This window comes from Candidatus Moraniibacteriota bacterium (assembly GCA_016699875.1).
Taxonomy (GTDB): Bacteria; Patescibacteriota; Minisyncoccia; order Moranbacterales; family UBA1568.
In genome coordinates this window covers 51,795-64,617 of the sequence record CP064989.1, presented here as the reverse complement: position 1 = coordinate 64,617, position 12,823 = coordinate 51,795, and the positions used below count along the sequence as shown (strand labels likewise).

Sequence of the window (12,823 nt, the reverse complement as noted above, 5' to 3'; positions counted from 1 at the left end):
ACAAACTCTTATGATGACTCCGCAAGAATATGTGGATTTGCACCCGCTTACGACATTTCGCGTCGGTGGGAAGGCTCGGTATTTTGTTGAGGCGAAGACCGAGGAAGATATCTGCGAAGCGCTTCGGTGGGCAAAAGATCGGAGTACGAAGGTATTCGTCTTGGGAGGCGGAAGCAATGTGCTCTTCTCGGATAGCGGGTGGGATGGACTCGTGATCAAAATCGAGCTCTGCGATCTTGCTGATATGGGCGAAGGACGGCTCCGAGTCGGTGCAGGCACTCTCCTTCATTCGGCCGTGGAATGTGCGAAGGACCACGGCTATGGCGGTATTGAGCGGCTTGCCGGAATACCGGGGACTATCGGTGGCGCAGTGCGCGGCAATGCCGGCGCTTTCGGCGCGGAAACAGCGTCGGCAGTGACATCGGTTCGAGCGCTGGATCGCGAGACGTTCCGGGTTCGAGAATACTCGCGGGAGGAATGCGAGTTCTCTTATCGCATGAGCATTTTCAAAAAACATCCGGAGCTTGTTGTCTTATCAGCTGTTTTGTCGCTGGCTCCCGGGCAGTCTCCCGATGATTTGGAGAAAACTATGCGCGAAACCATAGCGACGCGCGAGACAAAACATCCGCAGCGCCTCTTGTGCGCCGGTTCATTTTTTATGAATCCGGTTGTTTCCGATGCGTCGCTCCGCAGGGAATTTGAACTCGATACGGGTATGCCGGTCAAGGATGATAAATTGCCTGCCGGGTGGGTGATTGATCATGTTGGGTTGCGTGGCAAGGAGGTTGGCGGCGCCAAAGTGAGCGATATCCACCCGAACTATATCATCAATACCGGAACGGCGACGGCGGAAAGTATCCTTATATTGACCAGTATTATCAAACAGAAGGTCCGCACCGAGGCGAATGTTCGTCTTCGGGAAGAAGTTCAGATGGTTGGATTTTGAGCCGGTTCCCTCGATGTGTTTTGGGTGCCGTGCTATACTGTATTCCCAAGGAGGAAAGATAATTCGGTAAGGCTTGAATCTATGAAAACGCGATTTCTGTTTCAGGGCGTGGAGTTGAGCGGAAAGACGATGCAATATGTGGCGAAGCGTTTGCTTCGTGTTGAAAAACTTGTGCCAGAAACCTCGAAACTCGAGGTGGAAGTCAACCGGAACAAAGCAGGGAAATTCCGTGTCGAAGTTATGGTTGATGTGCCGAAGCAAAAACTTTTTCGTTCGGAAGAAACGAGCGAGAGCGTTGAGGCGTCAACCGATGCGGTTGTTGATGATATCGAACGACAGATTACCGAGACAAAAGATCGCGAGGGTTCACTTGCCCGTCGCGGTGCGCGGAGTATTAAGAAGAAACTCACGCTGGACAAGAGTGCCCGGTTTTGAAAACCTTCTCTCTTTCTTTGGGATATGAAGCATACGTGGAATATACGGGGTTCGCTTTCGAGCAGAGCGGACAGTAGTTTGGCGGCTCATGATCCGGTTGAGATGCTGCTTGAACTCCGCGGCATTGCAACCGAAGACGATCGGAAGAAATTTCTGATGCCGAATTATGATGCGGATCTTCACGATCCCTTCCTTTTTGCCGATATGCAGAAGCTGGTCGATCGGATTCGATTGGCGCTTGATCGGAAGGAGACAGTCGGCGTTTTTGGAGATTACGATGCGGATGGCGTTACGTCGTCAGTGATCTTGCGGCGCGTATTGGAACGACTCGGGCTGGCGGTTGTTCCGTATATTCCCGACAAATTGACCGAAGGACACGGACTTCATGTCAATGCGCTCAACGCTTTTGGTGAAGCGGGGGTAAAACTTTTATTTACGGTTGATTGCGGCATGATGAATCATGCTGAAATACGTGAAGCGGTGACGCGCGACATGGAGGTTATCGTTATCGATCACCATCATGTGCCGGAGGAACTTCCGGCGGCGTTTGCCATTGTAAATCCGAAATTGCCAGGATCGAAATATCCTTTCGATGAACTCTGTGGTGCGGGTACGACCTTTACGGTGGCGCGCGCTCTCTACCAAACTTTTCTTCCGGAGAAGGCGGATGAACTCAAATGGCTTCTCGATATCGCGGCGATCGGTACGGTAGCGGATTGTATGCCGCTTCTTGGAGAGAATCGCGTGCTGGTAAAATACGGACTTATCGTGCTTTCAAAGACTCGACATATCGGTCTCCAGGAGATGTTTGCGGTTGGGAAAATCCCGATTGATGAGGATCATGTTCCGACGGCGCAGACGATTGCCTTTCAGATTGCTCCGCGTATCAATGCGGCGAGCCGCATGGCACATGCAAAGACGGCTCATGAACTTTTGATGACCGAGCAACGGACGGAAGGGAGAATGCTCGCTCTCGAACTTGAGGAACAGAATCGTGCTCGACAGAAAGTAAGCGAAGCGGCGGCAAACGATGTGCGCGCGCTTGCCGAGACGGCGTATCGCGATCGAAAGCTTATCTTTGCTGCGGGGGAGCAATTTCCTCTGGGCGTTGCCGGTCTTGTTGCCGGAAAAATCGCGCATGAGCTTGGAAAACCTACGGCTGTTTTTCATCGGGCCGAAACGGAAAGCACCGGATCGTTTCGGAGTATTCCAGCGCTCAGCATTATCGAAGCGATAGAGGAATGCTCCGATCTTTTGGTGCGTTTCGGCGGACATAGCCAGGCGGCGGGCGCGACCATTCGCAATGAAAAACTCGGCACATTCGCCGAGAGGCTCGAGGGAATAGTAAATCGGAAACTTGCCGAGACGGATATGACGGTGCGGCTGGATATCGACCTTGAAATATCCCCATTCCATATCACACGGGACTTCTCGAATCGTCTTAAAAAGCTCGGGCCCTTCGGTATTGGGAATCCGGAGCCGACATTTCTCATCCGCGATGTTTCGGTAGATGAAGCTCGTCTTGTCGGGAATGGGGAAAAGCACCTCAAACTTTCTCTTGCCACCGAAAAGGGCACCTTCGGCGCAATCGGATTCGGCATGGGAGCGGAGTGGGGGAATCTCCGGAAAGGCGAACGAATAGATGTGGTGTTTCACCTCGAAGAAAACCGATGGAATGGCTCAACCAAGCTGGAGTTGAGGCTTCTTGACATATCTCGAAAGAAGCGCTAAAACGATGATAGAACGTGAAGGGGTTTCGTTCCTTCACAATCTGGGAATCACCATACGACCGACATGTCCGACCGATGAACATGCCCCCGTAGAGGTGGTTTTTTGTTACTCAAAAAACCCGAAAAGAGCAAAGCTCGAGGAGGGAAATATGCTAACGTACCCTTGCCAGGCTTTCCGAGAGATGGAGCCATGGGAAATACTGTTCCTCACGCAATATCGTAAACAACAGGCGTTGAAGTGCCAGGAGGCGGAATTTTGCCGTCGTATGGCGGAACAGATGTTTGATCCGGTGAACCGGTATTTCACTGCTGTCAACCTGTCACTGGATCCCAGCCACCACGATTATGGACAGGCTATCCTAGTTGGTTGGTTTTGTCTCCACGGAGGTCTCCATGCTCTCTTGAAAGAATTCCCAATCCTAAGGGAACACTACAAAAAACAGGGTCACATCCCTATTCACCCTGAGGCGTATGTGTTGCTTCAGTTCTTTATAGCGTGGAGACATGCAGGCGATTATGATTATGTGACGGGAAGGATGGATTGGTTTCGTCGTCGGTTCTTTTCATTGAGCAATACCGACTTTCACTTGCACCTTTCCCGTTAGACAGATGAGAGGGATACGAGGAAATTTCTCATGATTGAGATCGCTGTTGAATATTACTCTGGCCGCGCAACTACCAAGAAAATAGTGCGCGGCGTTTTTCTTTTAGAATGGAAAAATGGTATACTTTAAAAAATGGTGCTTGAATAATTTCCTGTACTGTCTGAGATGGAAACGATTGTGATGTATACGGATGGGGGATCGAGGGGGAATCCGGGACCGTCGGCGTTGGGAGTGTTCTTGGAAACGCTTGATGTTCGGTTTGGCGAGTTTCTCGGGACGGGCACGAACAATGAAGCGGAATATGCGGCGATTCTTTCCGGTATGAAGCGAACGATTGAAATTATTGGAACGGCGCGCGCAAAAGAAACGCATCTCGAATGTCGGATGGATAGCGAACTGGCGATGCGGCAGCTCACCGGGCGCTACCGCGTAAAGCATCCGCATATGAAGCATTGGTTTTCGCTTATACAGCAGGAGGTTCCAAAGTTTGGCAAGGTAAGTTTTCATCATGTTCCGCGAGAGGAAAATACCGAGGCGGATCATATGGTGAATGAGGCTTTGGACAAAGCGACAGTAAGAAGATAGCCTTCGTTTTTCTATGAAGTTGAAACAGTGGCTTGTTATCATTGTCATCATAGCTCTCGGAGGCGGGTTTTGGTATTGGAAGAAATCTTCGGCGACACCGAATTACGAAACCGCATCGGTGGTGAGAGGCGATGTGACGGAAACAGTCTCGGCAAGCGTTTCACTGGTTGCGTCGGATGAAATCGATTTGAATTTTGAAATAGCCGGACGTATCAAGTCGATCGCGGTTTCCGAGGGGCAAAAGGTAGCAGCCGGTGAGGCGATTGCCTCTCTTGAATCGGCAACTCTGGAAGGAGAAGTGGATCGGGCGAGTGCGGCTTTGGAACGGGCGCGGGCTGATGCGAGCATGAGCGATCATGCGCTTCGTGAGGCGCAGGCAAGTGAAAAGGATTTGAAAACGTACTATGATACCGTGCAAGAGGCGGAGAATCAAAAGGTGAGCGCGGCAGATGCCGCTTATGAGAGCGCCAAGGACTACGAAGACGATGCGGAGTCGTATTACAATCAGGTCGTATCGGAGAGTGGTGCATCGAGCTCGACAGCAAAGAGTGCAAAGCTAACATTCACCGCCGCAACCAATGCGCGGAAGGCGGCAAATGAAGCGCGTGACACGGCGCAGAAGAATCGTGATACGGCGATTCGATATGCGAAAAACTCATGGGATGCGGCTCGAGAAAGAACCGAGACGCTCGAGTCTTCGGCACAAACGACTATTGAGACGAGCGCCATACGATCGGCAGATGCGGCACTCGCGATCGCGCAGGCCAATGCCAGGAAGGCGGATATCGTCGCGCCAGTCAATGGACTGGTTACCAAAGTGAATTTTTCAAAGGGCGAGGTTGTCGGGACGGCAATATCCGGCGCTTTCGGGAAATTGCTTTCGTATGATCTCTTGCTTGAAGCGAAGGTTCCGGAATCGGATATTACCAAGGTAAAGCTTGGACAGTCTGCCGGCATATCTTTCGATGCTTTCGACTCGAACGATATACTCCCCGCTGAGGTGATTGAAATCAAACCGGATTCGACAGTGATTCAGGATGTTGTGTACTATATTGTGAAACTCCGTCTTACATCGGTTGACCCGCGTCTCAAGCCGGGAATGAGTGGCGATTCCGACATTCATATCGATGAACAAAAAAATGTTCTTGAAATTCCCTCGAGGCTCTTGCGCGAAGAAAATGGCGCATACTTTGCCAGAGTGTTGACGCCGGACGGTTCGGTCAAAGATCGTGAAGTAAGCGTGGGTCTCCGAGGTGATGATGGTCAGATCGAGATTCGTTCGGGACTCTCCGAAGGGGAGAAGGTGGTGTCGAATGCTTCGTGAAATTTCTGAACTGCGTACGTATGGGAGCGCTTATTGTTTGTCGCGATCTTTCGAAAACATATACATCCGAGGAGAATGTGCAGACCATCGCACTTCGTGGCGCGACGTTTTCGATTGATCGAGGCGAATTTGTGGCGCTCATGGGACCGTCCGGATCGGGAAAGTCCACGCTAATGCATCTGCTGGGACTCTTGGATCGGCCGACATCGGGACAGTACCTTCTCTCTGGCGAGGATACGAGCCGACTTCTGACGGACCGACTTGCCGAGATACGCAATAAAAGCCTCGGATTCGTCTTTCAATCGTTCAATCTTCTTCCGCGAACGAGCGTCTTTGAGAATGTCGAGCTTCCGATGCTCTACGATGTATACGGTATTCATCGGCGAACCTTTCGCGGCGTATGGAAGTCGGGCGGACTTAAGAGCATGGTTGCCTCCCTGGGTTCTGCCTGGGCGGGTATGGGGCAAGCAGCGCACCGCGAGCGGGTTATGGCGGCGCTGCATTCGGTTGGAATGGAGCATCGTGCCGATTACTTTACCAATCAGCTTTCCGGCGGGGAAATGCAGCGAGTTGCGATTGCCCGTGCGCTCGTGAATAATCCGGATATTATTTTTGCCGATGAGCCGACGGGCAATCTTGATTCGAAGTCCGGACTTGCCGTTATGGCGATTTTGCAGAAGCTGAACGACGAAGGAAAGACGATTGTGCTGGTGACGCACGAATCGACTACTGCTCGCCATGGGAAGCGCATGCTCTCCCTTGTGGACGGCGCCCTCGTTGGCGACGCGCCCATTACCAACCGCGTCTTCGCCAGCAGCGAACACGAATTGGTGAAGTGAATGACGCGGATAGATATTTTGGAACTTCATCTTGATAGTTTGAAACTAGGCATTAAAAAATATCACGGTTATGTCATTATCATTACGGATCTTTACAATCCACATTGAAGTTCTTTTGTATATACTTTCATTAATTTTAATCTTTGATTTAATCATATATTTTAAAATCCTCATTATTAAAAGGCTCGAATGGCATCAATCTATTGTGTCACTCTATACGCCAAACTGGCGACTCGATAAACGGAGATCCTTTGTAGTAGTTGAGCTTATTTCATTATTTATTTTAACTTTTCTTTCTCTTTTAGGAGTTGCGTTTGGGTTTTATACAACATTTTACGCGATATTGGCGTTTAGTTCTCTAAAAATGTTATCGCTTATTGTAATGATTGGACTTGCTGGAACATTTGTTGCTATTGCCTGCTTAGCACCTATTCAGGAAATAACTGGCATTACATATCCAACTATTAAGAACATTGGAGTTGGTCAAGTGGGCGTGAAACCCGTTAACGGGTTAATTTTTTTATGGATTAAAAACAGCTTGACCGGTAAATGGTACTCGGTGTTGCTGAACACCTTCAAGTATACCTTGTGGTCTTTACCAATCAGCTTTATTATTGCTGTCTGCTATTAAAATCCTCTGATGAGGATCGGTTTTTGTCTCTGCTATCATTATACTATCGTGGATGGCGCCCTCGTTGGCGACGCACTCATTACTAACCGCGTCTTCGCCAGCAGCGAACACGAATTGGTGAAATAGAACCCCCTTCCGAAAGATTGAAATCTTTCCAGGAATGAGGGGTAGATATCTCTCTCAAGTTTACGATTTCAGTCGATAGCCGGTTTGGAACATTCGGCGAAGGATGAGTATGGAGAGCGTGAGGACGGCGCCGGTGATGACGAGGCTTATGATCGGATCGGTGTCGGAGACGCCGAAGAAGCCCCATCGCAAGCCGTCAATCATGTAGAAAACCGGATTCGCCTTTGTGACGTTTTGCCACATCGGCGGAAGCATGTTTGCCGAATAGAAGATGCCGCCCAAAAAAGTGAGCGGGGTGAGGAGGAGTGTCGGGACCATGCTGAGCTGTTCGAAGTCCTTCGCCCAAATGCCAAGGACGAGTCCGAGTAGGGCAAACGTGAGCGCGGTGAGGAGTCCGAAGATGAGAGTGAAAACAACATGAGCGACCGTGATGCCGGTAATAATCCAGGAGATGACGAATATGGTGATGCCAATGGCGAGTGCGCGGGCGGCTGCGGAAAGTGCAAATCCCATCACGATCTCGAGATAGGAGAGAGGGGAAGTCAGAAGATCGCTCATGGTGCCAATGAAGCGAGGGAAATAGATGCCACTCGATGCCGCCATGAGAGAGTTCATGAGAAGTGCCATCATGATGAGTCCCGGTACGATGAAGTGATCGTAGGGCACGCCGTGAATCGGTTTGATATTGCCGCCGATCGCGCTGCCGAAGACGAGAAAATAGAGAAGCGTCGTGATGACTGGTGAGAGAAACGCTTGGACGAGAACATCTTTCGATCTCCCAACTTCTTTCATGAAGATAGTTTTGAATCCGATCCAATTCATAATATGGATGTTATTTTTTTTCAATGAGTGTGACGAATATTTCTTCGAGTGAAGTTTCGGTTGTGGTTATATCGGATGCGGAAATACTGTGTTTTTCGAGTGCTTGCAGAAAAGGGAAGACAGTCGGCTCTTCGGAGGAATACTGCAATGAGAGGGATCGTCTGTCCTCGGAAAGTGAGAGTCGAGGGCTGACAATTGTGGGCGGAATAGCTTCCAGTGGTTTTTTAAGCTGGACAATAAGCGTCTTTTCACCCATTTTTTTCATGAGTGTTTCTTTTTCTTCGACCAATATGAGCTTGCCTTCGTTGATGACGCCAATTCGATCGGCGAGGAGTTCAGCTTCTTCGATATAGTGTGTCGTGAGAATGATGGTGGTGCCGGATGCGCGGAGCTTTTGCACTTGCTCCCACATATCTTTGCGAAGATCGACATCGACGCCAGCGGTCGGCTCATCAAGAAAGAGAATTTTTGGCTCATTCGTAAGTGCTTTGGCAATAAGTACTCGTCGCTTCATACCACCGGAAAGCGAGCGGACTTCCGCGTGGCGCTTGTCCCAGAGCGAGAGATCGCGCATGATGCGCTCGAGGAGTGCTGGGTTTGCCGGTTTCCCATAGAAGCCGCGTTGGTTTTTGAGAATTTGCTCGACGGAGAGGAAAATATCGAGAGAGATTTCTTGCGGGACGAATCCGATGAGACTCCGTGTGTAGCGATAGTCTTTTTCGATATCTTTGCCATCGACTAATACGCTGCCTGATGTTTTAGTGACGAGTCCGGTGATGATACCGATAAGCGTGGTTTTCCCGGCGCCATTTGGTCCGAGGAGGGCAAAGATTTCTCCAGAACGGATATCAATCGAGACATCTCGAAGTGCGTGAAGTCCGGAATCGTATGTTTTTGAGAGATGCTGTACGGAAATGATAGCCATAATTTTTTTGGCGTTGTAAATAATTCGAGCATGAAAAATCAAAAGCAGAGGAGATTGCCAGTGTACCATAATTAGTGTACTCTTGGGAAGAACAGGGGATATGAAAGCGTTTTCTACACCTATGAGACACTCTGAACTTTTTACGAAGACCCGCAAAGAGAACCCAGCGGACGAAGTGAGTCGTAATGCGCAACTTTTGATTCGTGCCGGGTTTGTTCACAAAGAAATGGCAGGCGTATATTCGTTTCTGCCACTTGGTTTGCGGACTCTTCGAAATATCGAGCAGATTATCCGAGATGAGATAGAGATGATCGGCGGTCGCGAAGTGCTTCTGACAGCACTTCAAAATCCGGAATTATGGCAGAAGACACAACGATGGGATGATGCCATCGTGGACAATTGGTTTAAGACAACGCTGAGGAGTGGATCGGAACTTGGACTTGGCTTTACCCACGAAGAAGCGATCACGGCGATTATGAGACAGCATATTTCGTCCTATCGCGATCTCCCGGCGTATCCGTATCAGATTCAGACAAAATTTCGGAACGAGGAACGAGCAAAGAGCGGCATCATGCGCGGACGAGAGTTCTTAATGAAGGACCTGTATTCTTTTAGTGCAACAGAGGAGGACCTCGATATATTCTATGGTCGATGCGCTGAATCGTATGCGAAAATATTCGCACGAGTCGGCATTGGCAGTTTAACATTCAAGACATTTGCGAGCGGCGGAGTGTTTTCCAAATACAGCCATGAGTTCCAGGCTGTAAGCGATGCCGGTGAAGATACTATTTATTTGTCGAAAGCAAAAGGTATAGCGGTGAATGAAGAGGTATATACGGAAGAAGTGCTGCGCGATCTCGGTCTTCAGAAGGATGATCTTGAGCAGGTAAAATCCATTGAAGTAGGAAATATCTTTAAACTTGGCACTCGATTTTCTGAAGCATTGGGCCTGTTGTATATCGATGAGAACGGTATCTCAAAGCCGGTTGTAATGGGAAGTTATGGCATTGGGCCAACCCGACTCTTGGGAACGATTGTTGAGTTGCTCTCCGATGAGAAAGGAATTGTCTGGCCGGAGAGTGTGGCGCCGTTTCGGGTGCACCTTATTTCGCTTGGAGCGAACAAAGAAGCAGGCGAGTGGTATGAAAAACTTACTGCCCATGGCATCGATATACTGTACGATGATCGCGATGTAAGCGCTGGTGAGAAATTCGGTGACAGCGACTTGCTGGGCATGCCGTATCGGTTGGTAGTTTCGAAGCGATCGCTTGAGCATGGCGGCGCGGAAATGAAGCGGCGGACAGATGAGGAAACAACCGTTCTTTCTCTTGAAAAAGCTCTGAGCATGTTTGTTCACAATACAACACGAGCATGAAACACGATCAATCGAAACGATTTCTCATCTCTGTCGGCGGATCACTCGTTGTTCCTGATGGCGGTATTGATACGGATTTTGTCAAGCGGTTTCATGATTGTATTGTGGATCGAGTACAAGAGGGCTATTCGTTTATATTGGTCGTTGGCGGCGGACGAACTGCGCGCAACTATATCGAAGCCGCTTCGAGAGTTCACTCCATTGAAAATGATGACCAAGACTGGCTTGGCATCCATGCGACACGTATGAATGCGCATTTCCTGCGCACGATTTTCCGTGAGTGGGCGCATCCGCGCATCAATACCAATCCGCATGATCTCGAAGACTTTTACCAGGTGAAAGAGCCGATTATTGTGGCTGGTGGATGGAGGCCGGGATTTTCCACGGATTATATTGCAACTGTCTTGGCAAAATATCTCGACTTCAAGACGATTATCAACCTCTCAAATACGGATGGAGTCTACAATGCTGATCCTCGAGAGAATGCTGATGCGCAACGCTTTAATCATCTCACATGGCCGGTGTTTCGCGGGCTGGTAGGAGATACGTGGAGTCCGGGCATGAGCGCGCCTTTTGATCCGGTTGCTTCGAAACTTGCTGAGGAAGAAGGATTCTCTGTTGTCGTTATGAATGGTTTGGATATCGGCAATCTTGAACGATATTTTCTCGGTGGGGATTTTATTGGTACAACGATCCGATGATAAAGACTCTCCTCTATGCGGATTGCCATTCAGGCGGCTGACCTTGATGCTGAACGCATTGATGGGACGCGAGTTTATATTCTGCGACTTCTCGAGCGTTTCGGATTGATGTTCCCAGATGAGATATGGCACCTCTTTCATCGCGCTGACTTCAATGTGAATCTAGTCCCACCGTTATTTGGGAACTACCATATTCATGCTGTTCCTTTTCCGATCGCCTGGACACATACGCGTTTCGCATGGGAGATATTCCGATTTCGTCCCGATCGCCTGTTTATGCCCGTGCAGGCGCTTCCGGTTTTTCGTCCGCGAGGAGTTGAATCGGTAGTGACGATTCATGATCTTGCTTTCAAGCTATTTCCGGAACATTTCCCGCCCCGCGATGTTCGGAAGCTGAATTGGCTGACGGATTTTGCTGTTCGGAATTCGACGCGGCTTATCGCTATCTCAGAATCAACGAAACGAGATATTATTCGCTGGTATCCGCAAGTTTCCGAACAGAAAATCCGCGTTATTCATCACGGCTTTGACAATGCGATGCAGAGTGGCGTAGCAGCACGTGACGATGATGGAATAAACAGAGGTGCGAGTACCCTGGAAAGATTTCATCTCTCTTCCGGAGAATATATTCTATATGTCGGCGCCCTTCAGCCAAGAAAAAATCTCCTTTGTTTGATGGATGCATTCGAAGTATTCGGAAGGGAACACCTTTCGGTAAAGCTTGTTCTTGCTGGCGAGGCGGCATGGATGAGCGAGCCGATATTCCTGGCAAGGGAGCAGCATACCTTTCGTGATCGTATCATTATGACTGGCCAAGTGTCTTTTGAAGAGCGGTCTGCACTTTACAGGCACGCGAAAATATTCGCCTACCCATCATTGTATGAGGGATTCGGACTTCCAATATTGGAAGCGTTTTCTTTTGGTGTGCCTGTCGTATGTGCTAACAATTCAAGCCTTCCGGAAGTGGCCGGCAACGCCGCCCGATTCTTTGAATCTGCTCGATGCGATGCGTTGGCAGATGCGTTTTCTCAGCTCTGGTCCAATGAACAGGAGCGAGAATCTCTTATCGAGAAGGGGAAGGGCCAACTCCGAAAATTTTCTTGGGATCAGTGCGCTCAGGAGACGGCAGAATGGATTATCCGGTAGCACTTTTCTCGAAAATTTCTAAACCAGATGCGAACAAGTGTCAGAGAAGAGAGATAGGGAGGGAAAATTGTATCTCGTTTAATCTAATTGGATTATTTCGGGAGCATTTCACTGATTTTCCCGGTTTTTCCAAATGTGATATCGAAAAAAATGGCAAGAAGCGGAGTGGTTATGATGAGAAGAATGAGGATAATGGCCGGATGGAATCCAAAGAGCGCATTTCCCAGAAGAAATGCTGACCAGATAATGAATCCCCGGAATAAGAAGGTTTGTTTTTTTTGAGTAGGCAGTTGATGAGATGTGCCTTCACGGCTCGATGACACTGGCTTGAGAATAGAGGAGAGTTTTCGTTCTACGAGAAGTGTTCCGGCTATTCCGATGATAAAGAGCAACATGCTTTCTCGAAGGGAGACAGTTCCCGGGAGAAGACTTTCCAGTGAAAGAAGAATGGCAAGTGAAAAGAGGGAGAGTGCAATTGTCTCGCGTAGGAGCAACACAACTATTATTCGAAGCTCTTCTTTTTTAATTATTTTTTTTACCAAAGAGAGCAATGTTGTATCTGCCATATCTTTTCTCTTTGTGTTTTTTTCGCCACCCATAATTCTTTCGTTGAATTCTTAGAATTTCACTCTT

At 49.0% G+C, this 12,823-nt stretch carries 14 protein-coding genes; 11 read left to right on the top strand and 3 right to left on the bottom strand.

All coding sequences use genetic code 11. The annotated features are described in order from the left end of the window. Positions 1-10 precede the first annotated feature (10 nt). The 8 genes from murB (at position 11) to IPK84_00290 (ending at position 7,095) form a co-directional block, all read left to right on the top strand. Positions 11-946, top strand: a complete 936-nt coding sequence (gene murB / locus IPK84_00325; GenBank protein ID QQS15800.1) for a UDP-N-acetylmuramate dehydrogenase — start codon at positions 11-13, stop codon at positions 944-946. Positions 947-1,027: 81 nt separating this feature from the next. Then, the gene (gene raiA, locus IPK84_00320; GenBank protein ID QQS15799.1) at positions 1,028-1,381 is read left to right on the top strand and encodes a ribosome-associated translation inhibitor RaiA; all 354 of its coding nucleotides are present in this window, start codon (positions 1,028-1,030) and stop codon (positions 1,379-1,381) included. Positions 1,382-1,405: 24 nt separating this feature from the next. After that, on the top strand, positions 1,406-3,112 hold the full coding sequence (gene recJ, locus IPK84_00315) for a single-stranded-DNA-specific exonuclease RecJ (GenBank protein QQS15798.1): 1,707 nt from the start codon (positions 1,406-1,408) through the stop codon (positions 3,110-3,112). Positions 3,113-3,260: 148 nt separating this feature from the next. Further along, positions 3,261-3,716 (top strand): hypothetical protein, encoded by a 456-nt coding sequence (locus tag IPK84_00310; protein ID QQS15797.1) that lies wholly within the window; start codon positions 3,261-3,263, stop codon positions 3,714-3,716. A 165-nt stretch (positions 3,717-3,881) separates the two neighbouring features. Further along, the gene (locus IPK84_00305; GenBank protein ID QQS15796.1) at positions 3,882-4,301 is read left to right on the top strand and encodes a ribonuclease HI family protein; all 420 of its coding nucleotides are present in this window, start codon (positions 3,882-3,884) and stop codon (positions 4,299-4,301) included. A 13-nt stretch (positions 4,302-4,314) separates the two neighbouring features. Continuing rightward, positions 4,315-5,625: an efflux RND transporter periplasmic adaptor subunit gene (locus tag IPK84_00300; protein ID QQS15795.1), complete on the top strand. Its 1,311-nt coding sequence runs from the start codon at positions 4,315-4,317 to the stop codon at positions 5,623-5,625. A gap of 20 nt (positions 5,626-5,645) precedes the next feature. Continuing rightward, positions 5,646-6,464, top strand: a complete 819-nt coding sequence (locus tag IPK84_00295; protein QQS15794.1) for an ABC transporter ATP-binding protein — start codon at positions 5,646-5,648, stop codon at positions 6,462-6,464. Between the two features lie 205 nt (positions 6,465-6,669). Next, positions 6,670-7,095: a hypothetical protein gene (locus tag IPK84_00290; protein ID QQS15793.1), complete on the top strand. Its 426-nt coding sequence runs from the start codon at positions 6,670-6,672 to the stop codon at positions 7,093-7,095. Positions 7,096-7,281: 186 nt separating this feature from the next. Here the strand turns inward: IPK84_00290 and IPK84_00285 are convergent, their stop codons facing one another. Together IPK84_00285 and IPK84_00280 are read right to left on the bottom strand one after the other, a co-directional pair. Continuing rightward, positions 7,282-8,043, bottom strand: a complete 762-nt coding sequence (locus IPK84_00285; protein QQS15792.1) for an ABC transporter permease — start codon at positions 8,041-8,043, stop codon at positions 7,282-7,284. 10 nt (positions 8,044-8,053) lie between these two features. Then, positions 8,054-8,971, bottom strand: coding sequence for an ABC transporter ATP-binding protein (locus IPK84_00280; GenBank protein ID QQS16241.1), 918 nt, complete (start codon positions 8,969-8,971; stop codon positions 8,054-8,056). A 118-nt stretch (positions 8,972-9,089) separates the two neighbouring features. On the opposite strand from IPK84_00280, the gene IPK84_00275 reads away from it, so the two are divergent. The 3 genes from IPK84_00275 to IPK84_00265 are packed head-to-tail and all read left to right on the top strand — an operon-like array spanning position 9,090 to position 12,190. Then, positions 9,090-10,343 carry a prolyl-tRNA synthetase gene (locus IPK84_00275; protein ID QQS15791.1) on the top strand — a complete coding sequence of 418 codons (1,254 nt, stop codon included), beginning with the start codon at positions 9,090-9,092 and terminating at the stop codon, positions 10,341-10,343. After that, positions 10,340-11,044: a UMP kinase gene (locus IPK84_00270; protein ID QQS15790.1), complete on the top strand. Its 705-nt coding sequence runs from the start codon at positions 10,340-10,342 to the stop codon at positions 11,042-11,044. The genes IPK84_00275 and IPK84_00270 overlap by 4 nt, the downstream gene beginning before the upstream one ends. Before the next feature lie 15 nt (positions 11,045-11,059). After that, positions 11,060-12,190: a glycosyltransferase family 4 protein gene (locus tag IPK84_00265; GenBank protein ID QQS15789.1), complete on the top strand. Its 1,131-nt coding sequence runs from the start codon at positions 11,060-11,062 to the stop codon at positions 12,188-12,190. Between the two features lie 92 nt (positions 12,191-12,282). On the opposite strand, the gene IPK84_00260 is transcribed toward IPK84_00265, so the two are convergent. Beyond that, the gene (locus IPK84_00260) at positions 12,283-12,756 is read right to left on the bottom strand and encodes a hypothetical protein (GenBank protein ID QQS15788.1); all 474 of its coding nucleotides are present in this window, start codon (positions 12,754-12,756) and stop codon (positions 12,283-12,285) included. Between the last annotated feature and the right edge of the window lie 67 nt (positions 12,757-12,823).